Source organism: Microbacterium maritypicum, assembly GCF_008868125.1.
In the GTDB taxonomy this organism is placed as follows: domain Bacteria; phylum Actinomycetota; class Actinomycetes; order Actinomycetales; family Microbacteriaceae; genus Microbacterium; species Microbacterium maritypicum.
Genome location: NZ_WAAQ01000001.1, coordinates 1,268,884 through 1,293,955, shown reverse-complemented (window position 1 = coordinate 1,293,955; position 25,072 = coordinate 1,268,884). Strand labels below are relative to the sequence as shown.

The 25,072-nt window shown below is 69.4% G+C and carries 27 protein-coding genes; 14 read left to right on the top strand and 13 right to left on the bottom strand.

The features are described from left to right. Nucleotides 1–51 precede the first annotated feature (51 nt). A complete protein-coding gene (locus tag F6W70_RS06235; protein ID WP_055869044.1) occupies nucleotides 52–891 on the bottom strand; it encodes a DUF3097 domain-containing protein in 840 nt (279 codons plus the stop codon). A gap of 122 nt (nucleotides 892–1,013) precedes the next feature. Between F6W70_RS06235 and F6W70_RS06230 the strand changes: the two genes are divergently transcribed. From F6W70_RS06230 to F6W70_RS06215, 4 genes are all read left to right on the top strand, one after another. Further along, nucleotides 1,014–3,056 (top strand): TPM domain-containing protein, encoded by a 2,043-nt coding sequence (locus F6W70_RS06230; RefSeq protein WP_151486177.1) that lies wholly within the window; start codon nucleotides 1,014–1,016, stop codon nucleotides 3,054–3,056. Between the two features lie 58 nt (nucleotides 3,057–3,114). Next, entirely contained in the window at nucleotides 3,115–3,858 is a 744-nt protein-coding gene (locus F6W70_RS06225; RefSeq protein WP_055872910.1) for a PspA/IM30 family protein, read from the top strand. Nucleotides 3,859–3,923: 65 nt separating this feature from the next. Further along, entirely contained in the window at nucleotides 3,924–4,727 is an 804-nt protein-coding gene (locus tag F6W70_RS06220; protein ID WP_055872913.1) for an arginase family protein, read from the top strand. Then, on the top strand, nucleotides 4,724–5,170 hold the full coding sequence (locus tag F6W70_RS06215) for a Fe-S oxidoreductase (RefSeq protein WP_318278816.1): 447 nt from the start codon (nucleotides 4,724–4,726) through the stop codon (nucleotides 5,168–5,170). Before F6W70_RS06220 ends, F6W70_RS06215 begins: the two co-directional genes overlap by 4 nt. 91 nt (nucleotides 5,171–5,261) lie before the next feature. On the opposite strand, the gene F6W70_RS06210 is transcribed toward F6W70_RS06215, so the two are convergent. The 3 genes from F6W70_RS06210 to F6W70_RS06200 are packed head-to-tail and all read right to left on the bottom strand — an operon-like array spanning nucleotide 5,262 to nucleotide 6,990. Further along, the gene (locus tag F6W70_RS06210; RefSeq protein WP_055869049.1) at nucleotides 5,262–5,732 is read right to left on the bottom strand and encodes an SIP domain-containing protein; all 471 of its coding nucleotides are present in this window, start codon (nucleotides 5,730–5,732) and stop codon (nucleotides 5,262–5,264) included. Nucleotides 5,733–5,776: 44 nt separating this feature from the next. Further along, entirely contained in the window at nucleotides 5,777–6,517 is a 741-nt protein-coding gene (locus F6W70_RS06205; RefSeq protein ID WP_055869050.1) for a tyrosine-protein phosphatase, read from the bottom strand. Continuing rightward, entirely contained in the window at nucleotides 6,514–6,990 is a 477-nt protein-coding gene (locus F6W70_RS06200; protein ID WP_055869051.1) for a carboxymuconolactone decarboxylase family protein, read from the bottom strand. The genes F6W70_RS06205 and F6W70_RS06200 overlap by 4 nt, the downstream gene beginning before the upstream one ends. Before the next feature lie 173 nt (nucleotides 6,991–7,163). On the opposite strand from F6W70_RS06200, the gene F6W70_RS06195 reads away from it, so the two are divergent. From F6W70_RS06195 to F6W70_RS06170, 6 genes are all read left to right on the top strand, one after another. Beyond that, nucleotides 7,164–8,090 carry an alpha/beta fold hydrolase gene (locus F6W70_RS06195; RefSeq protein ID WP_055869052.1) on the top strand — a complete coding sequence of 309 codons (927 nt, stop codon included), beginning with the start codon at nucleotides 7,164–7,166 and terminating at the stop codon, nucleotides 8,088–8,090. 92 nt (nucleotides 8,091–8,182) lie between these two features. Further along, nucleotides 8,183–9,703, top strand: coding sequence for an ABC transporter substrate-binding protein (locus F6W70_RS06190; protein WP_151486176.1), 1,521 nt, complete (start codon nucleotides 8,183–8,185; stop codon nucleotides 9,701–9,703). A 17-nt stretch (nucleotides 9,704–9,720) separates the two neighbouring features. Continuing rightward, nucleotides 9,721–10,671, top strand: coding sequence for an ABC transporter permease (locus F6W70_RS06185; RefSeq protein ID WP_055869054.1), 951 nt, complete (start codon nucleotides 9,721–9,723; stop codon nucleotides 10,669–10,671). Continuing rightward, a complete protein-coding gene (locus F6W70_RS06180; RefSeq protein ID WP_151486175.1) occupies nucleotides 10,668–11,537 on the top strand; it encodes an ABC transporter permease in 870 nt (289 codons plus the stop codon). Before F6W70_RS06185 ends, F6W70_RS06180 begins: the two co-directional genes overlap by 4 nt. Next, nucleotides 11,534–12,322 (top strand): ATP-binding cassette domain-containing protein, encoded by a 789-nt coding sequence (locus F6W70_RS06175; RefSeq protein ID WP_055872927.1) that lies wholly within the window; start codon nucleotides 11,534–11,536, stop codon nucleotides 12,320–12,322. The genes F6W70_RS06180 and F6W70_RS06175 overlap by 4 nt, the downstream gene beginning before the upstream one ends. Continuing rightward, nucleotides 12,322–13,119, top strand: coding sequence for an ABC transporter ATP-binding protein (locus F6W70_RS06170; RefSeq protein WP_318278815.1), 798 nt, complete (start codon nucleotides 12,322–12,324; stop codon nucleotides 13,117–13,119). Before F6W70_RS06175 ends, F6W70_RS06170 begins: the two co-directional genes overlap by 1 nt. Nucleotides 13,120–13,149: 30 nt before the next feature. On the opposite strand, the gene F6W70_RS06165 is transcribed toward F6W70_RS06170, so the two are convergent. From F6W70_RS06165 to F6W70_RS06155, 3 genes are read right to left on the bottom strand one after another with little or no spacing between them, the layout of a single operon-like run. Continuing rightward, nucleotides 13,150–13,767, bottom strand: coding sequence for a GNAT family N-acetyltransferase (locus F6W70_RS06165; protein WP_151486174.1), 618 nt, complete (start codon nucleotides 13,765–13,767; stop codon nucleotides 13,150–13,152). 4 nt (nucleotides 13,768–13,771) lie between these two features. After that, nucleotides 13,772–14,485 (bottom strand): uracil-DNA glycosylase, encoded by a 714-nt coding sequence (locus tag F6W70_RS06160; protein WP_151486173.1) that lies wholly within the window; start codon nucleotides 14,483–14,485, stop codon nucleotides 13,772–13,774. Nucleotides 14,486–14,487: 2 nt separating this feature from the next. Beyond that, nucleotides 14,488–15,270 carry an SDR family oxidoreductase gene (locus F6W70_RS06155; protein WP_200935138.1) on the bottom strand — a complete coding sequence of 261 codons (783 nt, stop codon included), beginning with the start codon at nucleotides 15,268–15,270 and terminating at the stop codon, nucleotides 14,488–14,490. A gap of 195 nt (nucleotides 15,271–15,465) precedes the next feature. Here F6W70_RS06155 and F6W70_RS06150 point away from each other — a divergent pair, with 195 nt between their 5' ends. The 3 genes from F6W70_RS06150 (at nucleotide 15,466) to metX (ending at nucleotide 19,186) form a co-directional block, all read left to right on the top strand. Beyond that, complete coding sequence (locus tag F6W70_RS06150; protein ID WP_017831068.1) at nucleotides 15,466–16,788, top strand: bifunctional o-acetylhomoserine/o-acetylserine sulfhydrylase; 1,323 nt, start codon at nucleotides 15,466–15,468, stop codon at nucleotides 16,786–16,788. Between the two features lie 124 nt (nucleotides 16,789–16,912). Then, nucleotides 16,913–17,857, top strand: coding sequence for an endonuclease/exonuclease/phosphatase family protein (locus tag F6W70_RS06145; RefSeq protein ID WP_170287863.1), 945 nt, complete (start codon nucleotides 16,913–16,915; stop codon nucleotides 17,855–17,857). Nucleotides 17,858–17,980: 123 nt separating this feature from the next. Further along, on the top strand, nucleotides 17,981–19,186 hold the full coding sequence (metX, locus tag F6W70_RS06140) for a homoserine O-acetyltransferase MetX (RefSeq protein WP_151486171.1): 1,206 nt from the start codon (nucleotides 17,981–17,983) through the stop codon (nucleotides 19,184–19,186). A 10-nt stretch (nucleotides 19,187–19,196) separates the two neighbouring features. On the opposite strand, the gene F6W70_RS06135 is transcribed toward metX, so the two are convergent. The 6 genes from F6W70_RS06135 to F6W70_RS06110 are packed head-to-tail and all read right to left on the bottom strand — an operon-like array spanning nucleotide 19,197 to nucleotide 23,939. Then, the gene (locus F6W70_RS06135) at nucleotides 19,197–19,808 is read right to left on the bottom strand and encodes an NUDIX hydrolase (RefSeq protein WP_151486170.1); all 612 of its coding nucleotides are present in this window, start codon (nucleotides 19,806–19,808) and stop codon (nucleotides 19,197–19,199) included. Nucleotides 19,809–19,817: 9 nt separating this feature from the next. Next, complete coding sequence (locus F6W70_RS06130) at nucleotides 19,818–21,047, bottom strand: MFS transporter (RefSeq protein ID WP_151486169.1); 1,230 nt, start codon at nucleotides 21,045–21,047, stop codon at nucleotides 19,818–19,820. Beyond that, a complete protein-coding gene (locus F6W70_RS06125; RefSeq protein WP_151486168.1) occupies nucleotides 21,044–21,532 on the bottom strand; it encodes a GNAT family N-acetyltransferase in 489 nt (162 codons plus the stop codon). Before F6W70_RS06125 ends, F6W70_RS06130 begins: the two co-directional genes overlap by 4 nt. Continuing rightward, nucleotides 21,525–21,869, bottom strand: a complete 345-nt coding sequence (locus tag F6W70_RS06120) for a thiamine-binding protein (RefSeq protein ID WP_151486167.1) — start codon at nucleotides 21,867–21,869, stop codon at nucleotides 21,525–21,527. Before F6W70_RS06120 ends, F6W70_RS06125 begins: the two co-directional genes overlap by 8 nt. A 4-nt stretch (nucleotides 21,870–21,873) precedes the next feature. Further along, on the bottom strand, nucleotides 21,874–23,109 hold the full coding sequence (locus tag F6W70_RS06115; RefSeq protein ID WP_235562528.1) for a hypothetical protein: 1,236 nt from the start codon (nucleotides 23,107–23,109) through the stop codon (nucleotides 21,874–21,876). After that, the gene (locus tag F6W70_RS06110) at nucleotides 23,106–23,939 is read right to left on the bottom strand and encodes an NAD(P)H-hydrate dehydratase (protein ID WP_055872948.1); all 834 of its coding nucleotides are present in this window, start codon (nucleotides 23,937–23,939) and stop codon (nucleotides 23,106–23,108) included. Before F6W70_RS06110 ends, F6W70_RS06115 begins: the two co-directional genes overlap by 4 nt. Before the next feature lie 56 nt (nucleotides 23,940–23,995). Here F6W70_RS06110 and F6W70_RS06105 point away from each other — a divergent pair, with 56 nt between their 5' ends. Beyond that, nucleotides 23,996–25,063 carry an NADH:flavin oxidoreductase/NADH oxidase gene (locus F6W70_RS06105; RefSeq protein ID WP_151486166.1) on the top strand — a complete coding sequence of 356 codons (1,068 nt, stop codon included), beginning with the start codon at nucleotides 23,996–23,998 and terminating at the stop codon, nucleotides 25,061–25,063. The last annotated feature ends 9 nt before the right edge of the window (nucleotides 25,064–25,072 follow it).

Genomic DNA, 25,072 nt, shown 5'->3' with positions numbered 1-25,072 from the left:
CAGGGTAGCCGCCGGCGTCGTGGCCTCCGGTGCCGCGGCGACCGCGGCGTCTCAGACCGCCGGTGCCGTGACGAAGTCGATGAGCTCCTCCACACGGCCCAGCAGCGCCGGTTCCAGGTCTCGATACGTCGTGACCTTGGAGAGGATGTGCTGCCAGGCGCGGGCGATGTCGGCCTGTGTCTCGTGAGGCCAGCCGAACGCGCGGCAGATTCCGACCTTCCACTCGATGCCGCGCGGGATCTCCGGCCACTTCGCGATGCCGAGAGCTCGCGGCGTCACGCACTGCCAGACGTCGACGAAAGGATGCCCGACGATGCGGAGATGGCGTCCGTGCGGGCCGCGCGCGACGGCGTCGGCGATCCTCGACTCCTTCGAGCCCGCGACGAGGTGATCGACGAGGACGCCGTAGCGTCGCGTCGCACTGGGCGGCTCGGCGGCCAGCAGATCATCGAGCAGATCCACGCCCTGGAGGAACTCGACGACCACTCCCTCGACCCGCAGGTCGGCGCCCCACACCTTCTCGACGAGTTCGGCATCGTGCTTGCCCTCGACGAGGATCCGACTGGGCAGGGCCACGCGGGCGCGCTGGTCGGCGACGACGAAGGAACCGGATGCCGTCCGGCGAGGTCCCTGCTCCTTCGCTGCGGGGACGACCAGCCGGACAGGTGCGCCGTCGATGAGGAACCCCCCGCCGAGGGGGAACAGGCGCCGGCGCCCGAGGCGGTCCTCCAGCTCGACGTTGCCGCCCTGCACTCGGGTGACCGCACCGCAGAAGCCGTCGTCGGCGACCTCGACCACGAGATCCGCCTCCGCCGCGACCTGTGGCACCTTCTTCGCGCCGCGGTCGCGCCAGCCCGTCGCCAGCACATCCGAACCGTACATGTCGTCCATGCCTCCCAGCGTATGTGTCTGCGCTGAGGGCGAACGGCGAACCCGCCGTGAGTGCTGTCGCGTGTCGGACGGAGTGCATAGACTCAAGGCATGGGGCTCGGCTGCCGGTCGGAGGGAACACGATGACGAAACGGTGGCTCGCGCTGGCCGCACTCACCCTCGCTGCGGTCGCCGGGGCGTTCACCGCCTCCGCGGCATCCGCCACCGATCCGGTCACGCTCGACGCCGGCTACGTCACCGACCAGGCCGGAGTACTGAGCGCCGACGAAGAAGCCACCGTCGAGGCCAGGCTCCAAGAGCTGACCGACAACTCGAACGCCGATCTGTTCGTCGTCCTCGTCGACGACTTCACCAATCCCACCGACAACGTGCAGTGGGCCGACACGGTCGCGCAGAACAACAACCTCGGCACCGAGCAGTATCTCCTCGCGATCGCGGTCGACGGGCGCAGCTACTACATCTCCGCTGCGCCCGACGGTCCGGTGAGCTTCGGCCAGCTCGACAGCATCGAAGACAAGATGGTCCCCTTCGCCGCAGACGGCGACTGGGTCGGAGCGATCACCCTCGCCGCCGACGAGATCCAGGGAGACGGGGGCGCCGGCGCACTGCGCATCGGACTGATCGTGGTCGCCATCATCGCGGTGGCGCTTCTTCTCTGGCTCGTCATCGCCCTGGTGCGCCGCGCACGCCGCAGGGCCGAGATCCGCGAGCGCGGAGCCATGCCGGAGACGCCCGACCCCGCCGATCCCTTCTCCACCCTCACCGACCAGCAGGTCGAGACGCAGGCCGGACTCGCGCTGGTGCAGGCCGACGACGCCATCACCTCCAGCAGAGAGGAACTCGGCTTCGCCGTCGCGCAGTTCGGTGAAGGAGCGACCGAGGAGTTCACGCGCGTCGTCGACGCCGCGAAGGCGAAGATCTCCGAGGCCTTCGACCTCAAGCAGAAGCTCGACGACGAGATCGAGGACACGATCCACGACCGCAGGGCCTGGCACATCCGCATCATCCGGATCGCAGACGAGATCGACGACATCCTCGACGACAACACGGCGGCCTTCGACGCCCTCCGCAAGCTGGAGCAGAACGCCCCGCAGGAACTCGAGCGGGTCCGCGGTGAGCGCGCAGCCCTCGACCCCGTCCTCGCTTCGGCTGCCCCGGCTCTCGCCGCGCTGTCGACGACCTACGCCCCGGCGGCACTCGCGATGGTCGCAGACAACCCCGCGCAGGCGCGCGAACGCGCCGATCTCGCGGATCGGTCGATCGAGGCGGCGGCGCAGGCGATCGCGGCCGGCCGCTCGGGCGAGGCGGCCTTCGCCATCCGCACGGCTGAGCAATCCGTCGCGCAGGCCGCACAGCTCACACAGGCTGTCTCGACGCTGGGGACCGAGCTCTCCGCGATCGAGGCGCAGTCCCAGGCGCTCGTCGCCGAGCTGCAGGCAGACCTCGCCGCAGCGCAGCAGCTTCCCGACCCCACGGGCACGATCGCCGCAGCGGCCTCCGCGACCGCGCAGCAGCTTCAGGTGGCGCAGACCGAGCTCGCCGGTTCCGCGCGCAATCCGCAGCGCGTGCTCGAGGCGCTCAGCGCGGCCAACGCACAGATCGACGCGGCGATCGCGCAGGGTCGGGAGAGCGTCGAACGCGCCCGCCGTGTGCAGCAGATGCTGGAGCAGACCCTCGCGCAGGCGAACTCCGAGATCCGTGCCGCTCGCGAGTTCATCGAGACCCGTCGTGGGACCGTCGGCTCCACCGCACGCACGCGTCTCGCCAACGCCGAGGCGAGTCTGTCGCAGGCGCTGAATCTGCGAGCCACCGACCCGGACGCCGCGCTGGAGGAAGCGAATCGTGCGCTCGCTCTGGCGGGACAGGCAACGTCCGCGGCGCAGTCCGACGTGCAGTCCTACAACCCTCCCGGCTTCGACCAGGGCGGCTTCGGCGGCCCCTTCGGCGGTTCCGGATCGTCGTCGGGCGGTTCGGGGATCGGCGGCGACATCCTCGGCGGCATCATCGGCGGCCTGCTCGCCGGAGGAGGCGGAGGCTCCTCTCGTCGAGGAAGCAGCAGCGGCTGGCGCTCCTCGGGAGGGGGAGGCTTCCGCAGCTCCGGTTTCGGAGGCGGAGGCTCGCGCAGCAGCGGCCGCAGCGGCCGATCGGGAGGTAGACGCTTCTGATCCCCTACACAGACACTTACGACAAGCTCTCGAAGACGCCCTCTGAAAGGAACCACGCATGACCAAGCAGTCCATCTTCGGACGTATCTCGACCCTCGTCCGCGCGAACATCAACTCCCTGCTGGACTCTGCGGAAGACCCGCAGAAGATGATCGACCAGCTCGTTCGCGACTACACGAACAGCATCGCCGACGCCGAGTCCGCGATCGCGGAGACCATCGGCAACCTGCGCCTGCTCGAGCGGGACCACGAGGAAGACGTCCAGGCTTCGACCGAGTGGGGCAACAAGGCTCTCGCCGCCAGCCGCAAGGCCGATGAGATGCGTGCGAGCGGCAACACCGCCGACGCCGACAAGTTCGACAACCTGGCCAAGATCGCTCTCCAGCGTCAGATCAGCGCCGAGCGCGAGGCCACGGGCGCCGAGCCGCAGATCGCGGCCCAGACCGAGATCGTCGACAAGCTCAAGAGCGGCCTGAACGGCATGAAGGACAAGCTGGTCGAGCTCAAGAACAAGCGCAGCGAACTCCTCGCCCGCGCCAAGGTCGCCGAGGCGCAGACCAAGGTGCAGGACGCGGTCGGCTCGATCAACGTGCTCGACCCCACCAGCGAGCTGGGCCGTTTCGAGGACAAGGTCCGCCGCCAGGAGGCCATCGCACAGGGCAAGATCGAGCTCGCAGCGTCGAGCCTCGACGCCCAGTTCGAGAGCCTGGAAGACCTCGGCGAGCTGACCGAGGTCGAGGCGCGCCTCGCCGAGCTCAAGGCCGGCGGCACCGCTCCCCGCCAGGCCATCGAAGGCAACTGACACGACCGGCGGATGCCCCGAGCTGCGTGCCCGGGGCATCCGCCCTCTCTTCTTCGGAGGCACCCATGGTGAGATTCCTCGTCATCCCGCAGTGGCAGGGCTCGCCCGCACCGCGCGCGATGCTGCTCACAGACGGCGCCTCGGCGATCTCCGGTGATCTCCCCCGGGCTGCCACGACCGTGCTCGATGTGCCGGTCGAGGCCGGCGAATCCCTGGGCACCGGAGTCCGCCGTCTGAGTGCGCTGCTCCGCACCCGCGAACTCGTCCACGGGCACATCGACTCCGACACCGTCGTGATCGGTGGTGATTGCAGCGTCACCGTCGCCGCCCTCGATGCACTGCCCGGGGGCACCGAGGGCCTTGCCGTGGTGTGGTGCGATGCGCACGCCGACATGCACACCCCCGAGACCTCGCCGTCCGGTGCGTTCTCGGGCATGGCGCTGCGCGCTCTGCTCGGCGAAGGAGAGGAGCAGCTCGTGCTCACCCCCGCGATCCCTGCGAGCCGCGTGATCACGGTCGGGATCCGCAATCTCGATGACGAGGAGGTCGACCAGATCGCCCCTCTCACCAACCTCTCGGTCGACGACCTCGCCCGCCCGGAGGCGCTGCTCGACGCGGTCCGCGCGACCGGGGCTTCACGAGTGTGGGTGCACATCGATGTCGATGTGCTGGACCCCTCAGACTTCGCCGGCGTCTCGTCCTCGGTGCCCTTCGGGCTCTCCCCCGCAGCGCTCAGCGCGGCCATCCGCGCCCTGCGCACCGAGGTGCCGCTCGCAGGCGCGACCATCGCCGGGTTCGCACCCCGCTCTCCGGCCGATGCCGTCGACGACCTCGGTGCACTGCTGCGGCTGGTCGGAGCGGTGGCGTGACCGCCGCGGCCGACTGGCGAACGCGAGCCGATGAGATCCTCACTCGTGGACGACGATTCGACCGTCGCATCCCGTCCTTCCTGCTACGCTCTCCGGTGAGCAGGCTCGGCTACCTCTGGGGCACGGCCGTCGGCTGGGTCTGGGGATCCCTGTGGAGCACCGGCCCCGTCGAGCGGCGTGCCGGACTGTGGATCTTCCAGGGCATGCCGAGCCGGACCTTCAACCGCGGAGGAGTGTGCGTCGGCGGCTGCTTCCTGACCGGCGACAGCCGTCCCAGCGAGGCGGTGCTCCGTCACGAGGCTGTGCACAAGGCGCAGTGGCTCCGCTACGGCTTCCTGATGCCCGTTCTCTACCTGTTCGCCGGCCGAGACCCGCTGCGCAACCGCTTCGAGATCGAAGCGGGGCTGGAGGACGGAAACTACGTGCGACGCACGCGCCGATAGATCGCGGCCGTCCGCGAGACGCACCGCAGCTCACAGCACCGCGCTCAGGAGGACCATCGCTGCGCGCGAACGCGGATCGGCAGAGGCCGTGTCAGTGTTCGACGGGCAGCAGGCCGAAGCGCTCGGGAGCATGGATGAGCGCCGGCGAGATCTCCAACGAGGTCGTCAGGTGCTCGACGATGTCCGCCGTGCCCAGGTAGCCGCCCAGCAAGGTGACGTGGGTCTCGATCTCGTCGTCGCACATCATCTCGTCGGCCCACGCACAGGTCGCGCGCGCCAGCGCCTGGCCCGGTGCGCATGCACGACCGCTTCCGGGGGCACCCGATCGCTGCTCTCGCGCCAGCCATGTCACCGTCATGCGGCCAGGGGCCTCGATGAAGCCGATGTCGGCGACCTCGGGCACCTCGATGAAGATGCGGCCGGACGCGCACAGCGGCAACGTCGTCAGGAACACCTCGAGCTCGGTCAGCGAGCGCTCGTCCGCCGTCACCAGGTGGTGGGAACGCCGACGAGCTGCGCGACGTTCGGCGCGCGTGCCGCGAGTCTCGAGCGAGGTGTTCATGGTGTCTTCATCGTACACCAAGTGAAGGCTTGCCTAACCTTGCATCAGCTGGGCAGCGACGAGGTCGACGGCTCCGACGCATCCTCCACGAGTGCCGCCGACAGCGCGGCCAGCTCTGCGTCGGTCATCCCCTGCGCGCGCAGGTATCCGGCAGCAGACCCCCACCGTTCGTCCACCTGCTCCAGCAGGCGCCGCATCACGGGCGCCGGAGACTGGGTGGCGAGCGCCACCGCGTGCACGGCTTCCGGGTGCTGGGTACGAAGGTAGTCGGCGATCCGCTGCGAACGCTGAGCCGGGAGCTGAGACTCCGTGAGCGCATAGTCGGCGATCACGGCCTCCCGATCGGCGCCGACGGCGGAGAGGGCGAGGGCGACGGTGACCCCCGTGCGGTCCTTGCCGACCGTGCAGTGCACCAGCGTGCGCTCCCCCGCGGCGATGATGCGGATGGCGTCCGCGAGCCGTTCCCCGCTCTCTTCGAGGAGATGCAGATACAGGTCGTCGAGGCTGGTGTCGGCTTCGAAGAAGGATCGCACCGACCCCAGGAACAGCGGCAGGTGCGTGGTGTCAGGCCCCTCGATCTCCGAGGGCTCCGCTGCGACCTCTTCGCCGTCACGCAGATCCACGATGTGCTGGACGCGGGCCCGCAACGCGGCAGCGCCCGAGGTGGTCGCCCCGGAGAGTTGCCCTGCTCGCAGCAGAGCGCCGGAGCGGATGCGCCCGCCGTTCGCCGGCATGCCCCCGACGTCCCTGACGTTGAAGACCCCTTCGATCTCGAGGATGGTCATGCCTGGGCCTGCGGGGCGCGAACGGGAACCGGGTATCGTCCGGCGATCACGATGCGGTTGAACGCATTGATGGATACGCACGCCCAGCTGAGCGCCGCGTACTCCTTCTCGGTGAACACGCTTCCGACCTGGTCGTACACCTCATCGGAGATCCCGTCCTCGGCGATGAACGTGAAGGCTTCGGCGAGCTCGAGCGCAGCGCGCTCGCGATCGCTGAACACGCCACTCTCTCGCCAGGTGGGAATCTGCGTGAGGGTGTCGATGTCGACTCCGGCCGCCACCGCCCTGTCGACATGGATCCGCGCACAGTAGGCACAGCCGTTGAGCTGCGAGCAGTGGATCATGACGAGCTCCTTGAGGCGCTCGTCGATGCCGTTGGCCGCGCAGATCTGCCCCACGGTCTTCGAGAATGCGTCAAGCGCTTGGTACGCGGCCGGCTCGGTCTTGGACAGGTGCACACGCGTCTCGCTCATGACTCCATGATATTCGGCGTCTCACAGCGGGGCCCCGACCGGACGCATCCACCACTGAGATGCACTACGACAAGGGAACCTTGCCAAAAGTGGACATATTGCGAGCCTTGAGACGGCATTCTCTTGCCATATTGATCCGGCATTTCCGGCATGTCGGGCGGAGGGAGCAGAATGTGGAGGTGGCGATCGACAACAGCGAGTTCAGCTATCTTCCCGCACAGGCCGAAGCGCTCGGCGTCCCCCTTCCCCCGGTGGAACGTCTCACCCTTCCGCTCGCCGACGGACGCACCCTGAGTGCCCTCCGCTTCGGAAGCGAAGCCCCGCGCGTGACGCTGCTGCACGGCGCGGGCCTGAACGCGCACACCTGGGACACCACAACGCTCGCGCTGCAGCAGCCCCTCCTCGCGATCGATCTCGCCGGGCACGGCGACTCCTCCTGGCGAGACGACGTCGACTACACGCCGCGCACCCTCGCCCGCGACGTCGCTGCCGCGATCGAGGCCTGGACCACACAGCCCCAGCTGGTGGTCGGGCAGTCGCTCGGAGGCCTCACGGGCGCCGCTCTCGCCGCCTCGCGGCCCGATCTGGTGTCCGAAGTCATCATCATCGACATCACGCCCGGCATCGACGTGACAGCCGGTCCTGCGGCGTTGCGCGAGTTCTACGCCGGCCCGACTGACTTCGCCTCACGGGACGAACTCGTCGACAAGGCGATCTCGCTCGGCTTCGGCGGGACGCGCCCCGAGACGGAACGTGGCGTCTTCTTGAACACGCGCGTGCGCGCGGACGGACGTGTGGAGTGGAAGCACCACTTCGCCCATCTCGCCGCCCAGGCACTGGCGGCTCACGATCCCGGATCGGCGACGGCGCCGTCGGTGCTCCACGAGACGGGCTGGGACGACCTGGCAGCGGTCACCGCGCCGATCACACTGGTGCGCGCTGCACGCGGCTTCGTCAGCGAAGAAGATGCCGCGGAGCTCCAGCGACGCGTCCCCACGGCCCATCTGGTCGTCCTCGATGCGACCCACAATGTGCAGGAGACGGCTCCGGTCGCTCTGGCCGGGCTCATCGAATCAGCGACCCCCGCCCGCAGAATATGACGTTCCGTTCCATACCCGACCCTCACCCCGCCACACATCTCTAGGCTCGATCCCACGGCACACAGCAGCTGCCGCACCGAGAGGAAACGCCCATGTTCCGACGTACCCGACGTCTCGCGCTGATATCCGCGCTCGCGGCCACCGCCGTGATCCTGAGCGCATGCTCCGGCACTCCCGACCCCGAGCCCAGCAGCGCGCCGGGAACACCCGACCCGAACGCGACGCTGCACGTCGGTCTCGTCCTCGAGCCGACCAACCTCGACATCCGTCACACCAGCGGCGCCGCCCTCGAGCAGATCCTGATCGACAACATCTACGAAGGCCTCGTGACCCGCACGCAGGACAACGAGATCGAAGGTCGGCTCGCCTCGGACTACGAGGTCTCCTCCGACGGCCTCACCTACACGTTCACGCTGAACGAGGGTGTCCTGTTCCATGACGGAACGCCTCTCACCTCGGCCGACGTCGTCTCGTCCTACGAGACCGTCCGCACCGATGCGACCGTGCAGGGCAACGCGGACTTCGCTGCCGTCACGGCGATCACCGCGCCCGACCAGACGACGGTCGAGATCACGCTGTCCGAGCCGAACCAGAACTTCCTGTTCGCCCTCACCGGGCCCGCAGGTCTCGTCTTCAAGTCCGCGGACACGACCGAGCTGAAGACCGCGGAGAACGGCACCGGACCCTTCACGCTGACGCGCTGGAACAAGGGCAGCACCATCACGTTCGCGCGCAACGACGCCTACTGGGGGGATCCTGCCGGGGTCGCCCAGGTCGAGTTCCAGTACATCCCCGACTTCACTGCCGGCGTCAACGCAGCGCTGGCCGGCGACGTCGATGTGCTCACCGCCGTCGACCCGAACCTCGCGTCTCAGCTCGAGGACTCCGGCGACTTCGCCCTCACGACGGGACGCACGACCGACAAGGCGACACTCGCCTTCAACAACAAGAAGGCACCGCTCGACGACGTCCGCGTGCGCGAAGCGCTGCGCCTCGCCATCGACCACGACGCCCTCATCGAGGCGGTCGGCGCGGGAACGCCCCTGTACGGTCCGATCCCCGAGCTCGACCCCGGTTATGAAGATCTGTCGGATGTCGTCTCCTATGACCCGGAGAAGGCCAAGGCGCTGCTCGCCGAGGCCGGCCAGAAGGATCTGGAGCTGACGCTCACGATCCCCTCGTTCTACGGGACGACCGTTCCCAAGGTGCTGATCTCCGACTTCAAGAAGGTCGGTGTGACCCTCGAGGTGAACGCGGTCGAGTTCCCGACCTGGCTGGAAGACGTCTACACCAACCAGGACTACGACCTGAGCTTCGTGCTGCACGTCGAGCCCCGAGATTTCGGCAACTTCGCCAACCCGGACTATTACTTCGGGTACGACAACGCCGAGGTGCAGAGCCTGTACGCGAAGGCGCTGGCCGAGGTCGACCCCGACAAGTCCGCTGAACTGCTCGCACAGGCTGCACGCCTCGTGTCGGAGGACCACGCCGCCGACTGGCTGTACAACGGCGAGACCATCACGGCGGTGAGTCCCAACGTGACCGGATTCCCCGAAGACTCCATCAACTCGCGCATCAACCTCGCCGGCGTCACCGTCTCCGCCGAGAAGTAGCGAGCGGTCACCCCTTCGTGCTCCGCTACGCGCTCGTCCGAGGAGCCCTGCTCATCGCAGGGCTCCTCGTCTCGAGCGTGCTCATCTTCCTGACGCTGCGCGTCTTCCCCGGCGACGTCGCGCAGCTCATCGCGGGCACGCAGGCCTCCCCCGTCGAGGTCGAAGCCCTTCGCGAGTCCCTGGGTCTGAACCGTCCTCTGCTCGCCCAGTACACGGACTGGATCGGGGGGATCTTCCGCGGCGACCTGGGCACCTCGTTGCTGTCGGGGGCATCCGTCGGGGAAGAGCTGTTCCTCAAGGCCCAGGTCACCGTTCCACTGGGGGTCATGTCGCTGCTGATCGCCGTGCTCATCGCCGTGCCCTTCGGAATCCTGGCCGCGCTCCTGCGCAACCGTCGCGGCGGCACCGCACTCAGCGTCGGCGCCCAGACGCTGGCCGCCGTACCCGTGGTGTGGGCCGGCATGATGCTCATCGTCGTGTTCTCGGTCTGGCTGGGGTGGCTTCCTCCGCAGGGCTTCCCCCGCACCGGCTGGTCGACCCCGGGGAAGGCGATCGAGTCCCTGTTGCTCCCCGCCTTGACGATCGGCATCGTCGAGGGGGCGATGCTCATGCGATTCGTCCGCAGCGCGACGTTGCAGGCCGCCGGGCAGGACTTCGTCCGCACCGCCGCGGCGAAGGGCCTCACCCGCACCCGCGCTCTCATCCAGCACGGCATCCCCGCCGTCGGCCTCTCGATCATCACGGTGCTCGGCCTGCAGGTGGCCGGCATCATCGTCGGCTCGGTGGTGATCGAGCAGCTGTTCACCCTGCCGGGGATCGGACGCATGCTCGTGGCCGATGTCGGCACCCGCGACCTCATCAAGGTGCAGAGCGAACTGCTGGTGCTCACCGGCTTCGTGCTGGTCGTGGGCTTCCTGGTCGATCTCCTGCACCGCGCGATCGACCCTCGGCAACGGGAGGCCGCATGATTCCGCGCTGGCTCGACCGACTCTGGGCCGCCTCGACAGGGCGCTTCGGGATCATCGTCGTCGCGGTGATCGCCGTCACCGCTCTCGTGTCGCTGTTGTGGACGCCGTTCGACCCGCAGGCCTCGGACATCGGCGATCGCTGGCTGCCACCGAGCTGGCCGCACCTCCTCGGCACGGACGACACCGGACGCGACATCCTGAGCCTGCTGATGGCGGGGGCACGCACGACGGTGTTCGTCAGCGTGGGCGCCGGCATCGTGGCCACCGTGGTGGGCATCTCCCTCGCCGCGCTCGGAGCGCTGACGGCGCGCTGGCTGCGAGAGACCGTCGCCGTGCTCGTCGACATCCTGATCGCCTTCCCCGTGCTGCTGATCGCCATGATGATCTCCTCCGTCTGGGGTGGCTCGCTCTGGGTCGTGATCTGGGCGGTGGGCATCGGATTCGGCGTGAACATCGCGAGGGTCACCCGGCCGGAGCTGCGCCGCGTGCAGCAGAGCGACTTCGTCCTGGCCGCGCGAGCCGCAGGACTCACTCCCTCCCAGAGCCTCGTGCGCCACCTGCTTCCGAACGTGGCGCCGGTCTTCATCGTGCAGCTGTCGTGGTCTATGGCCGTCGCCGTCCTCGCCGAGGCCGGGCTGTCCTACCTGGGCTTCGGCGCTTCCGTGGTCGAGCCGAGCTGGGGCCTGCTGCTCGCCGATCTCCAGCGGTACATCGGGGTGCATCCGCTCTCGGTCATCTGGCCAGGACTCACGATCACGATCACCGTGCTCGCCCTCAACCTGCTGGGCGACGGCCTGCGCGAGGCGACCGATCCCACCCTGCGGCATCGCGCCGCCGAGATCCACACCCCGGGGGTGGTCGCATGAGCCTGTCGGTGCACGACCTCGTGATCGAGATCGACGGACGAACGGTGGTCGACGGCGTCTCCTTCGACGTGCCGGACGGCGCTCGACTCGGTCTGATCGGCGAATCCGGCTCCGGCAAGTCGCTCACCGCCCTCGCGGTGCTGGGCCTGCTCCCCGACGGCGCGACCGCGAGCGGCAGCATCCGCTGGGACGGCACCGAGTTGATCGGGATGCCCGATCGCGAGCTCGCCCGTCTGCGCGGCGACGACATCGGCATCGTGTTCCAAGAACCGCGCACCGCTCTGAACCCCATCAGGACGGTCGGTCGGCAGATCGCGGAGTCGATCCGCATCCATCAGGGACTGGGCCGCCGCGAGGCCAGGGAGCGGGCGATCGTCGAGGCCGCCCGCGTCCGGCTTCCCGATCCCGAGTCGATCGTCGACCGCTACCCTCATCAGCTCTCCGGCGGCCAGAGGCAACGCGTCGCCATCGCGATGGCGCTTGCCTGTCGCCCACGCCTGCTCATCGCCGACGAGCCGACGACCGCGCTCGACGTCACGATCCAGGCCGAGATCCTCTCCCTGCTGCTGTCCCTCGTCGCCGACGAGGGGATGTCCCTCGTCTTCATAACGCATGACCTCGCCGTGCTCGCCCAGGTCGCGACCGAGGGCGTCGTGCTCGAACACGGGCGGGTCGTCGAGGCCGCTCCGGTCTCGACCCTCCTGTCGACCCCTGCGTCCCCGGTCACACAGGGACTGCTGCGAGATGCGACGGCGACGCTATGGCGACCGGACGGGGACGCCTGATGAGCCTGATCGAAGCCCGCGGACTCGGACGGGACTTCTTCGCCCCGAAGCGCTCCGCCTTCGAGCGCACCCGGACCCAGACCGCCCTGGCCCCCACCGACCTCGATGTCGTCGAAGGATCATCCGTCGGCATCATCGGCGAGTCCGGATCGGGAAAGTCCACCCTGGTGAGACTGCTCCTGGGGCTCGACCGAGCGACCTCCGGGACCGTCCGCATCGACGGTCGCGCGGTGGACGCCACAGCCTCGGCGAAGTCTCTGCACTGGCTGCGCCGGGAGACCGGGCTGGTGTTCCAAGACCCCTACGCGTCGCTCGATCCCCGCATGACGGCCGGTCAGATCGTCCGAGAACCGCTCTGGGCACTCGGCGTCGAGGGCGACCACCGTGCGCGGGTCCGCGAGGTGCTCGCGCAGGTGGGTCTGGAACCGGAGATGGGCGACCGCTACCCGCACGAGTTCTCGGGCGGGCAGCGGCAGCGGATCGCCCTCGCGCGGGCGATCGTGCATCGCCCGCGGATCCTGGTGGGCGACGAACCGCTGTCGGCGCTCGACGTGACGGTGCGTGCGCAGATCCTCGACCTGCTGATCGAGCTGCGACGGACGAGCGATCTGACCCTCGTGCTCGTCTCGCACGACATCGGCGTCGTGCAGAACCTGTGCGACACGGTCGTCGTGATGAAAGACGGGCGGATCGTCGAACGCGGCTCCACGACGGACGTGCTCCTGCACCCGGAACAGGACTACACGAAGAAGCTCCTCGCGGCGATCCCCGTGATCCCCGGCTCTCCCGGGCGGTGATCCGACGCCGGTTCGAGCGGACGCCGACGGTCAGCGCCGCGCGCCGAACAGACTCCCCCGTCGCCGTCCTGTGGGCTTGAGCACGCGGCGCATGTAGACGGTGCCGAGGTCGCGGCCGAACTTGTATCCGACGCGCCCCATCCGTCCGGCCTCGATGAAGCCGAGCTTCTCGTGCAGCCGGATCGACGCCTCGGCGCCGTGGTCGCTGATGACCGCGACCATCTCGCGCAGCCCGAGCTGCTCGCAGGCGTCGATGAGCGCCTGCAGCAATGCTGCCCCCAGGCCCTTGCCCCCGGCGCCGGGACCGAGGTAGATCGAATCCTCGACCGTGTACTTGTAGGCGTTCTTGCCCGCCCAGGGCTGCGCGAGCGCGTAGCCCATCACCTCACCGCCCGGCGACACCGCGACGAGGAACGGCAGCTGCAGCCTGGTCAGCAGCGCGTACTTGTCCCGCCAGTAGGGGATGCTGCTGCGCCGCTCGTCGAGCGTCACGGCCGAGTTGCTCACGAAGTGGTTGTAGATCTCCCGCACGTGAGGGAGGTCTGCGGGCCGGGCAGCACGGATCGTGTAGGAGAAGACCTCTGGGGCAGGTGCGGGCCGAAGATGGCGCGGCAGAACGCGGCGACGGTCCCCCGGCTCGAACTGCATGCGCTCAGCTTAGAGACGGACCGGCTTCGCCTTCCACTCTCCAGTCGACCGGATCGGCTCCCTGCTCCTCGAGCAGCGCGTTCGCGCGCGAGAACGGGCGGGAACCGAAGAAGCCGCGACGGGCCGAGAGCGGAGACGGATGCGCCGATACGATCACCGGCGTCTCGCCCAGGAGGGGCTGCAGGTTGGCCGCATCCTTGCCCCACAGGATCGCGACGAGGGGCTGATCACGGGCCACGAGCGCGCGGATCGCGAGCTCGGTGACCTTCTCCCACCCCCAGCCGCGGTGCGAGGCGGCAACGCCCGGGCGCACCGTGAGCACGCGGTTCAGCAGGAGGACGCCCTGTTCGCTCCAGGCGGTGAGGTCTCCGTGCGGTGCCGGCGGGATGCCCAGGTCGCTCTCGCGCTCCTTGTAGATGTTCGAGAGGCTGCGCGGAAGCGGACGCACGTCACGGTCGACGGCGAACGACAGCCCGATGGGATGCCCGGGAGCGGGATACGGATCCTGCCCGGTGATCAGCACGCGCACGTCCGAGAGAGGACGACGGAAGGCCCTGAGCACGTTCTCGCCGGAGGGCAGGTAGCCGTGGCCCGCCTCCTGCTCGGAGCGAAGGCGTTCCCCCAGAGAGGTGATCGTGTCCTGGACCGGGGCCAGTGCGTCCGCCCAGCCGGCGTCGATCCGACCGTCCGTGGCGAGCTCTGCCAGGGTCTGCGCCATCGTCAGTCGATGGACCGCACGCGCAGCGGACCCCGGGCGAGCAGATGCTGTGCCGACTGCGCGACCGGGCGCATCGTGATCAGATCGAGGTTCACGTGGCCCGGAGACTCCAGCGCATAGGCGATCACATCGGCGACGTCGTCGGCCAGGAGCGGGGCGTCCACGCCCGCGTACACGGCTTCGGCCGCGACGGAGTCGCCACCCAGTCGGTTGAGCGTGAACTCCTCGGTGTGCACCATTCCCGGTGCCACCTCGACCACACGGATCGGCTCGCCGTTGAGTTCCTGACGCAGGACCTTCACCAGCATCCCCTCGGCGGCCTTCGCGGCGTTGTAGCCCGCGCCCCCGGCATACGCGTTCTGCGCGGCAGTGGAGGTGACGAAGATCGTGTCGGCATGGCCGTCGGCGGCGGCCGCGCGGCGCAGCAGCGGAAGCAGACCGGCGACGAGGCGCTGACTGGCCAGGACGTTGGCGTCGAACATCCACTGCCAATCCTCGACCGAGGCGTCCTCGATGCGGTCGGTGCCGCGTGCGCCTCCGGCCACCTGCACCAGCGCGTGCACCGGACCCGAACTCTCGAGCTCGCCCACGAGTGCCTCGACGGCCGCGGCGTCCGTGAGGTCGCAGGCGATGGCCGAGGCTCCGGTCTCCGCGGCGAGCGCTGCGAGTCGATCCTCCCGCCGCGCGACGCCGACGACGTCCCATCCCCGGGCGCGCAGCGCACGCACCGTCGCTGCGCCGATGCCCGAACTCGCACCTGTCACCACTGCACGTCTGTTCACCATGCCTCCACCGTACGGCGTTCTCCCCGGATCGCGGACTCCCCCACGGGGCTGTCGCGGATCCCTCAGCCCCGTGATTCCGGGCCTCCGCTCTGTTACGTCACATTTCCCGTCTGTTGTTGACACGCACCGATATTCCGTACTCTCGCAGCAACGGCATCCGCCACCCGACCTTCCGACCACTTCTGGGGGAACCACATGTCCGCACCCGAGTCCTGGCGTTTCGAGACCAAGCAGATCCACTCGGGCGCTGCCCCCGACCCGGTCACCAAGGCACGTGCCACGCCGATCTACCAGACCACCTCCTACGTGTTCGACAGCGCGGACCACGCCGCCAACCTGTTCGCCCTCGCGGAGTTCGGCAACATCTACACCCGCATCCAGAACCCGACGCAGGACGTGTTGGAGCAGCGTCTCGCCGCTCTCGAAGGCGGCACCGGAGCCCTCGTCCTCGCCAGCGGCCAGGCCGCATCGACCTTCGCGGTCCTGAACATCGCCGAGGCCGGCGACCACTTCGTCGCCTCCAGCTCGATCTACGGCGGCACGTACAACCTCTTCAAGTACACGCTCGCGAAGCTCGGTATCGAGGTCACGTTCGTCGAGAACCAGGACGACCCCGAGGAGTGGCGTCGCGCGGTCCGCCCGAACACGAAGCTGTTCTTCGCGGAGACGATCGGCAACCCGCAGATCAACATCCTCGACATCCGCACCGTCGCCGACGTCGCGCACGAGAGCGGCGTCCCGCTGATCGTCGACAACACGATCGCCACCCCGTACCTGATCCGTCCGTTCGAGTTCGGCGCCGACATCGTCGTGCACTCGGTGACGAAGTTCCTCGGCGGCCACGGCACGACCATCGGCGGCGTCATCATCGACGGCGGAAAGTTCGAGTGGTCGAAGAACGTCGACAAGTTCCCCGGCCTCACCGTGCCGGACCCCTCGTACCACGGCGCCAGCTACACGGCCGCGGTCGGCGACGCCCTCGCCTACATCATCAAGGCTCGCGTGCAGCTGCTCCGCGACCTCGGCTCGGCGATCGCCCCGCAGAGCGCCTGGAACCTCATCCAGGGAGTCGAGACCCTGTCGCTGCGCATCGAGCGTCACGTGCAGAACGCCCAGGAGATCGCCGAGTGGCTCGACAGCCGTGATGACGTCGCGACCGTCAACTACTCGGGTCTGCCCTCCTCGCCCTGGTACGCCAAGGCGAACGAGTACGCCCCCAAGGGCGTCGGCGCTGTGCTGTCCTTCGAGCTCAAGGGCGGAGTCGAGGCGGGCCGCGAGTTCGTGAACAGCCTGTCCTTGTTCAGCCACCTCGCCAACATCGGCGACGTGCGCTCGCTCGTCATCCACCCCGCATCCACCACCCACGCGCAGCTGACGCCCGAGCAGCAGCTGACCGCCGGTGTGACGCCGGGCCTCGTCCGCCTCTCCGTCGGCATCGAGAACGTCGACGACCTCAAGGCCGACCTCGACCAGGCTCTCGCCGCGGCACGCCGCGTGTCGGAGGCTGCGCGCGCCTGACCCGCCTGCACTGCGAAGATGCCCCGGAGCTCACCGCTCCGGGGCATCTTGGCGTGCACGGCTCGCTCGTCCGGCTGACCCACAGGCGGTTCCGTCGAGAATGGGATACCGCCGTGAGGAGAGCATGATCGACGTCGAACACCGACCGCCGCGCATCCGGCGATCCGCCACCGCCGCCGCACGGTGGATCGCCGTCGCCAGCGCCGCGCTGCTGCTGATCGTGGCCTGCGGCTGGATCCCGGGTGTCGTGGGCACCGCGGTCGCGGCCGTGCTCCCCTGGCTCGGACTCGTGCTGCTCGCGCTGGTGGTCGCTGCGCTTCTCCGCGCGCGCAGGGTGATCGTGCTCGTCCTGGTCCCTGCCCTGCTGTGGGTGCTCGCGATGGCACCGGCGTTTCCCGGGCTCCCCGGTCAGACGAGCGCGGAGTCGGCATCCGCATCCGCGTTGACGGTCGTGAGCCAGAACGTGCGCGCACGATCCGGTGGAGCCGCCGCGTCCGCGACCGAGCTCGCGCAGAGCGGTGCCGACGTGATCGCCCTCGTCGAGCTCGACGGAGACAGCCTCTCGGCCGCTCAGAGCGCCCTCGCCGCCGACTACCCGCACTCGTACACGGTCGGAACCGTCGGCGTCTGGAGTCGCTATCCGCTCGCGAACGCCGAGCCGCTCACGCTGGGGCTCAGCTGGAAGCGGGCGCTCCGCGTCGAGGTGCAGGCCCCGTCGGCTCCGGTCGCCGTGTATGTGCTGCACGCCGCATCGGTGCGGCCGGGACACCAGCAGGACCGCGACACGATGCTGAGCGGAATCGCGGAACAGGTCGCCGTCGATCCTGCAGAATCGCTCCTCGTCGTCGGCGACTTCAATGCGCCGTGGACGGATCCGAGCCTGTCCGCTCTGCGCGCGGAGGCCGACGGGGTGCGTCCGACCGACGGGACGCTCGGGTTCACGTGGCCCGTCCCCTTCCCCCTCGTGCGCATCGACCAGGTGTTCGTGCGCGGTCTCGACGTCGTCACCTCGACCACGATGCGGGCGGGGAACAGCGACCATCTCGCCACCCTGACCCGAGTGCGCTGACCCGAGTGCGCTGACGCCGAGTGCGCTGGGCCCGACGTCTCGATCGGCAGTCTCAGCGGCGCCGCAAGCAGGTCGGATCGTAACCTGCCACCGACAGGCTCCGCACCAGGCGAGAATGGGGACATGGACTGGCAGACGACCTCCGAGGACACGGTGCCTTCGGCACCCGTGACGGAGGCCGACGTCCGGCTGCTCCGTGCCCGCCCGCCGGCGACCGGCGCATGGCGAGACGGAGACCCTGTGGGAGGGCGACGCTTCGCCGCCTCCGGTCCCTTCTCCACCGAGAGCGGTGCGCAGCTGCCCGCCATCCGCATCGCCTACGAGTCCTGGGGCGAGTTGAACAGCGCCCGTGACAACGCCGTCCTGGTGCTACATGCGCTCACCGGAGACAGCCATGTGCGCGGCCCCGCGGGCGCGGGTCACCCCACCGGCGGCTGGTGGGAGGACATCACCGGTCCCGGTGCTCCGCTCGACACCGACCGCTGGTTCGTGATCGCCCCGAACATGCTGGGAGGCTGCCAGGGCTCGACGGGGCCGGCAAGCGTCGCCCCCAACGGCTACGAGTGGGCGTCACGGTTCCCGTACCTGACCATCCGCGACCAGGTCGCCGCTCAGGTGCGCCTCGCCGACGCTGTGGGCATCGAGAGCTGGGCAGCCGTGATCGGCGGCTCCATGGGAGGCATGCACGCGCTGGAATGGGCGGCCACGCATCCCGAGCGCGTGCGGCGACTCGCTGTGCTCTCGTCGCCACCGGTGACGACCGCCGACCAGATCGCGCTCAACACGGTGCAGCTGGAGACCATCCGGATGGATCCGCGATTCCAGGGCGGTGAATACTACGACCTCGGTGACGGCGACGGTCCGCATCGTGGCCTCGCCTTGGCACGGCGCATGGCCCTGCTGAACTACCGCAGCCCGATCGAGCTCAACCAGCGCTTCCAGCGATCCTGGCAATCGGATGTCTCGCCCCTCGGCCACGGCGGTCGCTTCGCGGTGGAGTCGTACCTCGACTTCCACGGCAACAAGTTCACCCGCCGGTTCGACGCGAACAGCTACATCACGCTCGTCGAGGCCATGAACTCGCACGACGTCGGCCGCGGGCGCGGTGGCGTCGAGGAGGCGCTGCGTGCCGTCACCGCGACCACGCTGGTGCTCGGCATCGACAGCGACCGCCTCTTCCCCGTCGACGGGCAGCAGCGCATCGCGCGCAGCATCCCGAACGTCATCGACGACGAGGCGGTGGTCATCACCAGCGATTTCGGGCACGACGGGTTCCTCATCGAGACCGAGGCCGTCGGCACGAACTTGCGCCGTCTGCTGGACAGCTGATCCCGCCCGCTCAGGTCTCGATGAACCGCCACGGCAGGGCACCGGCTTCCAGGCGTCCCTGATCCCAGGTGAAGGCGCGGCCGGCGTCGGAATCGAGCACCCTGGTCCGGAACAGCTGCGCGACGCCACTCGCCGCCACGGCAGCGGAGACATCGTCGAACACCGAGAGCTGGTGGAGGGTGATCCACGTCGGGGGATACAGCGTCCACTCCCCTGCCGCGTGTCTGGCGAGCGCCTCCGCCGGCCGCACCCAGGCGATCTCCGCGACCTCCTCCGCAGAGGGCGAGGGCTCCTCATCCGGCGCCTCCGCCAGGAAGAACCACGTCCGGATGCGGGTGGGGGCCTCGACCGGCGGCTGCCACTGCGACAGCGGCACGAGGTCATCGACCGCGAGCCCCACCTCCTCGCGGGTCTCCCTGATCGCGGCGCGGCGGGCGTCTTCGGCCTCGTCGTCGCCGTCGCGGACGTCGCCGGGCTCGACCTTGCCCCCGGGGAAGACCCAGGCTCCCGCGAAAGACCCGCGATCGGGGCGCCGCATCAGCAGCAGTTCGAACCCCGGGTCCGCTGCGCGCAGCACCACGACGGTGCCGGCGACGGGCAGGGACGACTCAGGGGCGCTCACCCCGTCACTCTACGACGCGACCAGCTCCTTCGCCGCAGCGCGACGCTCTTCGACGCGATACGACAGCAGCGCGATCAGCAGGCCGGCCCCGGCGAGCACTGCCCCCGTCCACGCCGGTGCGGTGAAGCCCCAGCCCGCGGCGATCACGACGCCGCCGAGGAACGCGCCCAGGCTGTTGCCGATGTTGAGCGCCGAGTGGTTCATGGCCGCCGCGATCGACTGGTTGTCGCCCGCCACGTCCATGAGCCGCGTCTGGATCGTCGGGCTCAGCACCGACGACACGAAACCGACCACGAGCACCACCGCGGCCAGGCTGACGATCCAGAACGAGAGGAAAGCCAGCAGCGCGAAGACGACGGCCATCGCGGCGAGGCCGAACAGCAGCGTGCGGCGCAGGTCGATGTCGGCGAGGTGACCGCCGACCAGGTTCCCCGCCGTCATCCCGAGTCCCATCAACACGAGGACGATCGGCACCACCCATTCCGGTGAACCGGAGACCTCCGTCACCAGCGGGGCGATGTAGCTGTAGACGGCGAAGAATCCGCCGAAGCCGATGGCTCCGACACCGAGCGTGAACCACACCTGCGGGATGCGGAACACCCGCAGCTCCTGGCGCATCGTGCGGCCGGGGTCTCCGGGATGCTCCGGGACGAAGACGGCTATGCACAGCGTCGCGAGAGCGAACACGAGCGCCACGACCGCGAAGGCGGAGCGCCAGCCCCACTGCTGTCCGAGGAACGTTCCCAGCGGCACGCCGATAACGTTGGCGACCGTGAGCCCGGTGAGGATGAAGGCCACGCCCTTGGCACGGTTGCCCGGTCCCATCACATCGGCGGCGACGAGCGCTCCGATGCCGAAGTAGGCGCCGTGCGGAAGCCCCGCGAGGAAGCGGGACGCGGCGACGAGCTCGAACGTGGGCAGCACCACCGTGAGCGCGTTGAACACCGTCAGGGCGAGGGCCAGCACGATCATCACACGATGCCGCGGATAGCGGGCGACGAAGCCAGCGATGGTCGGCGCACCGACCACCACGCCGAGCGCGTACAGCGAGATCAGCCAGCCGGCCTGGCTCAGGGCGTCTTCCCGACTGGTCGCCCAGAGCGAAGGCAGCAGGTCGGCGGCGATGTTGGGCAACAGACCCATGACCACGAATTCGGTCATGCCGATGCCGAAGCTGCCGATGGCGAGAGAGAGGAGCGCCCACTTCGCCGCACCCCTCGATTGCGTCGAGGGATTCACCGCATCAGCTTAGCGGCCGTCCCTGGTGCGACCGCCCGCCCGGTCCGCTCTCGCGTCATGAACACGTCCACGTCGTCCTGCGAGTCGACGACGAACCCGTGACGCTCGTAGAGGCTGCGCGCCGGACTGCCCTGGAGCACGTTGAGCCGGTACAGCCCGTCGTCATCGAAGATCATCGCCAGGACCCGGCTGCCGACGCCCCTCCCCTGGTGCGAGGCGTCGATGTAGAGGTGCTCCAGCCAGAAGGCGTCTCCGTCGGGGCGGAGGGCGACAGAACCGACGTCCGCGGCGTCCACGACGATGATCCGCGTGTACGCCGGCTCGAACGCATCGCGGAACCGCTGCCGGACGCGCGTCTGGTCGTAGCGCCCCAGACGCTCCAGGTCGGCGCGGAGCACATCGGCCCGCAGCTCGGCGATCCACTCCGCATCCTCGGCGAGCGCCGGTCGGAGAACGACCGACGAGAGCGAAACGGGATCAGTCACCGGACTCCTCGACGGCTGCCTCCTCGATCGCGCTCTCCAGACGTTCGATCTTCGCGTCGAGCTCTCCGGAGTACCCCGGGCGGATGTCGGCCTTGAGCACGAGCGAGACCCGCGACCCGAACGGCATGACCGCTTCGGTCGCGCGCTTCACGACGTCCATGACCGTGTCCCAGTCCGGGCTCTCGATCTCGGTGAACATGCTCGTGGTGCGGTGCGGCAGCCCCGATTCGCGCACGACGCGCACGGCAGCGGCCACCGCGTCGTGCACGGAGGCGTCGGTGCGCTCTGCACCATCGGCGGGGGTGCCACTGGGGGCGACGGAGAAGGCGATCAGCATGGGTTCACTCCTGGGTGCGGGGATGACGGACGGGCACCCGCACGAGAGCGCGGATGCCCAGGACGAGCAGGACGACGAGAAGCACGTTGCGCACGGTGAGCACGGCGACGGAGAGGGCATCGGCCCGCAGCAGCGCGTCGTAGCCGAGCGGATAGACGAGGCAGGTGAGCAGACAGAGGGCGAGGACGACGACGGCCGGTGTGCGTGCCCTCACCCGATCGAGCACGAGCCACAGGATGACCGGGGCGATCAGCCAGGTCTGGAACTGCGGTGAGCCGACCTTGTTGGTGACGATCAGCAGCGTCACCAGCGTGAGAGCGAGCGGAGGGAACAGCCGCGGGAACGTCGCACCGCGCACCGCCTTGAGCGCGCCCACCGCGGTGACCGCCAGCACGGAGACAGCCATGAGCGGTGTGAGCGCGGCGGCGACGGCATCGACACCGGGCGCGGTGATCTGGAAGGTCAGGATCTCGAAGCTGTACTCGATACGGGCGGCCCCGGCGACCGCGAGCCACAGGAAGGGCGTGGCGGCCACGGCTTCGATCTGCAGCCCTCGTCCGGTCTGCTCCGTCAGGAACCCGAGGATCTCGGTGTCCGCTCCGAGCAGCAGCAGCGTCGCGACGACGCCGGCGGTGACCACCGCTGCGGCGAACAGCACCCGCATCCGTGCCCGGAGCGCGACGACGGCGGCGAGGACGAGCGCACCGGGCCAGATCTTGATCCAGGCGCCGATCGTGAGAAGCGCGGCGCCGACCGCCGGCCGCGACACCAACCAGAGTCCACCGATCACGGCGATCGGAACGGTGATCGCATCGATCCGATAGAGCGCGATCGGCCCGAGCAGAAGCACGGCCGCACACCAGAACCAGGCGGCGATGCGTCGAGCGCGCGCGGGAGAGCGCCCGATGAGCACACCGAAGGCGATCGCGTCGAGGATGACGACCAGGGCCGCCCACCCCACCAGGTACGCGCTGGACACGCCGAGCAGAGGCACCAGCGGCGCGGAGAGAGCGGCGGCGATGAGCATCGGCACGAGGGCGAGCTGGGGGTAGACCCAGGTCTCGTCGATGCCGACGATGCCTCCTCCGCTGAGCGCCGAGGTCGCCCAGGGCTCGTACACGAGCACGACATCGCCCATCGGCTGGCTGGGATACACCCAGCCGAGCCAGGCCGTGAGCAGGTGCACGAGGAGGAAGACGCACCACAGCGCGACCACCCTGCTCGTCGACGTGCGATTCACGCGAGGACGTCCGCGATCGCGTGCGGCAGTGCTGCCGCGACATCCATCGCGACGATCGGATGCCCCGCCGCACCGTCGCGCGTCCCGGCGGCGATCCGCCCGGCATGACCGTGCACCCACGCTCCCGCAGCGGCGACTTCGGCGATCGGTCGTCCGGGGTTCGCCGCGAGCACCGCACCCAACACCCCGGCGAGCACGTCGCCCGTCCCCGCGGTCGCCAGCCATCCGGTCCCCGCATCCACGGCGATGACGTCTCCGTGGGGCGACGCGATCAGCGTGCGTGATCCTTTGAGCAGCACGGTGCCCCCGAGCCTGTCCGCCATGTGCTGCGCGGCCTGCGCACGATCCTCCTCGGCCGAGGAGACGCCGAGGCCCTCCTGCAGCCGTGCGAACTCGCGCGCGTGAGGCGTCACGAGGAACGGTGCCGTCGTCCCCTCGGCGAGATCGAGCGCTCCGGCGTCGATGACGACGGCCGCGGGCCCGGTGAGGATGTCGCGCAGCGCGGTGGTCTCCGCGGCGCTGCGGTGCGTCGGGTCGGTCCCCGAGCCGATCACCCAGGCGTCGACCCGAGCGCGACCCGTATCCGCGCCGGTGACGGTCTCCGGACGCCGGGCGAGCACGGCATCGGCAACCCGCTCCGCCCCGATGTAGCGGACGAAACCGGCCCCTGCGCGCCATGCGGCCTCGACTCCGAGGACCGCGGCTCCGGGATAGGCGGGCGATCCGGTGCGAAGAGCCACCACACCGCGGGCGTACTTGTCGTCGTCCGCGGTGGGCACACGGAACAACCGCGCCGTGTCGCCGCGTGTCCACTCGCGCACTTCGACCATGACTCCACGTTAGTGCGACGGCCCGTCCTGCACCCGCCGAGCGGTAGCGTCGAAGCGTGAGTGTTCTCTTCTCCCCGCTGCGCATCCGTTCCGTCACCTTCCGCAACCGTCTCTGGGTATCGCCGATGTGCATGTACAGCGCTGAGGACGGCGTGGTGCAGGAGTGGCATCACACCCACCTCGCCCAGTTCGCATCCGGTGGCGCCGGGCTCATCGTCGCCGAGGCGACGGCCGTCGTTCCCGAAGGCCGGATCTCGCCGCGTGATGTGGGCCTGTGGAACGACGCGCAGCGCGACGCCCTGGCCCCGATCGTCCGGGCGATCCACGATCGCGGAGCGCGTGCGGGGATCCAGCTCGCCCACGCCGGCCGCAAGGCGTCGACGTGGTGGCCCTGGGCTCCCGAGCGCGGGTCGGTGCCGGCGGCTGAGGGAGGGTGGACGACAGCCGCGCCGTCGGCCGTCGCCTTCGACGGCTTCGATGCGCCGGTCGCCCTCGACCTCGCAGGCATCGACCGCGTGGTCGAGGCGTTCGCCGTCGCAGCGCGGCGTGCGGTCGATGCCGGGTTCGACGTGCTGGAGATCCATGGCGCGCACGGCTACCTCCTGCACCAGTTCCTGTCCCCGCTGTCGAATCTGCGCGACGACGAGTACGGCGGATCGCTCGAGAACCGCGCCCGGCTGCTGCTGCGCGTGATCGACGCCGTCCGTGAGGCTGCGGGTGACGACCTCCCGCTGTTCGTCCGCATCTCCGCCACGGACCACGCCGATGGAGGCTTCACGCCCGAGGAGGCGGCGATCGTCGGCGACTGGGCGGTGCAGCACAGCGCCGACCTCATCGACGTCTCCAGCGGCGGCCTCGTCGCGCACCAGCGGATCAGCGTCTTCCCCGGGTACCAGGTGCCTCTCGCCGAGACCGTGCGTCAAGGCGGTCGGATCCCCGTGTCGGCCGTCGGTCTCATCACAGCGGCCGCCCAGGCCGAGCGGGTGCTCGCCGATGGCGCGGCCGATGCGATCTTCGCCGGCCGGGAGTGGCTGCGCGACCCGCACTTCGCTCTTCGCGCCGCCCATGAGCTCGACGCCGACATCGCCTGGCCGCCGCAGTACGAACGCGCGCGCCTGCGCTGAGTCTCCTCG

Bases quoted from the DNA above. Each gene is read 5' to 3' on its own strand.
- F6W70_RS06235 (WP_055869044.1), bottom strand. From the start codon at position 891: ATGGACGACATGTACGGTTCGGATGTGCTGGCGACGGGCTGGCGCGAC.
- F6W70_RS06230 (WP_151486177.1), top strand. From the start codon at position 1,014: ATGACGAAACGGTGGCTCGCGCTGGCCGCACTCACCCTCGCTGCGGTC.
- F6W70_RS06225 (WP_055872910.1), top strand. From the start codon at position 3,115: ATGACCAAGCAGTCCATCTTCGGACGTATCTCGACCCTCGTCCGCGCG.
- F6W70_RS06220 (WP_055872913.1), top strand. From the start codon at position 3,924: ATGGTGAGATTCCTCGTCATCCCGCAGTGGCAGGGCTCGCCCGCACCG.
- F6W70_RS06210 (WP_055869049.1), bottom strand. From the start codon at position 5,732: ATGAACACCTCGCTCGAGACTCGCGGCACGCGCGCCGAACGTCGCGCA.
- F6W70_RS06205 (WP_055869050.1), bottom strand. From the start codon at position 6,517: ATGACCATCCTCGAGATCGAAGGGGTCTTCAACGTCAGGGACGTCGGG.
- F6W70_RS06200 (WP_055869051.1), bottom strand. From the start codon at position 6,990: ATGAGCGAGACGCGTGTGCACCTGTCCAAGACCGAGCCGGCCGCGTAC.
- F6W70_RS06190 (WP_151486176.1), top strand. From the start codon at position 8,183: ATGTTCCGACGTACCCGACGTCTCGCGCTGATATCCGCGCTCGCGGCC.
- F6W70_RS06180 (WP_151486175.1), top strand. From the start codon at position 10,668: ATGATTCCGCGCTGGCTCGACCGACTCTGGGCCGCCTCGACAGGGCGC.
- F6W70_RS06175 (WP_055872927.1), top strand. From the start codon at position 11,534: ATGAGCCTGTCGGTGCACGACCTCGTGATCGAGATCGACGGACGAACG.
- F6W70_RS06170 (WP_318278815.1), top strand. From the start codon at position 12,322: ATGAGCCTGATCGAAGCCCGCGGACTCGGACGGGACTTCTTCGCCCCG.
- F6W70_RS06165 (WP_151486174.1), bottom strand. From the start codon at position 13,767: ATGCAGTTCGAGCCGGGGGACCGTCGCCGCGTTCTGCCGCGCCATCTT.
- F6W70_RS06160 (WP_151486173.1), bottom strand. From the start codon at position 14,485: ATGGCGCAGACCCTGGCAGAGCTCGCCACGGACGGTCGGATCGACGCC.
- F6W70_RS06155 (WP_200935138.1), bottom strand. From the start codon at position 15,270: ATGGTGAACAGACGTGCAGTGGTGACAGGTGCGAGTTCGGGCATCGGC.
- F6W70_RS06150 (WP_017831068.1), top strand. From the start codon at position 15,466: ATGTCCGCACCCGAGTCCTGGCGTTTCGAGACCAAGCAGATCCACTCG.
- F6W70_RS06145 (WP_170287863.1), top strand. From the start codon at position 16,913: ATGATCGACGTCGAACACCGACCGCCGCGCATCCGGCGATCCGCCACC.
- metX (WP_151486171.1), top strand. From the start codon at position 17,981: ATGGACTGGCAGACGACCTCCGAGGACACGGTGCCTTCGGCACCCGTG.
- F6W70_RS06120 (WP_151486167.1), bottom strand. From the start codon at position 21,869: ATGCTGATCGCCTTCTCCGTCGCCCCCAGTGGCACCCCCGCCGATGGT.
- F6W70_RS06110 (WP_055872948.1), bottom strand. From the start codon at position 23,939: ATGGTCGAAGTGCGCGAGTGGACACGCGGCGACACGGCGCGGTTGTTC.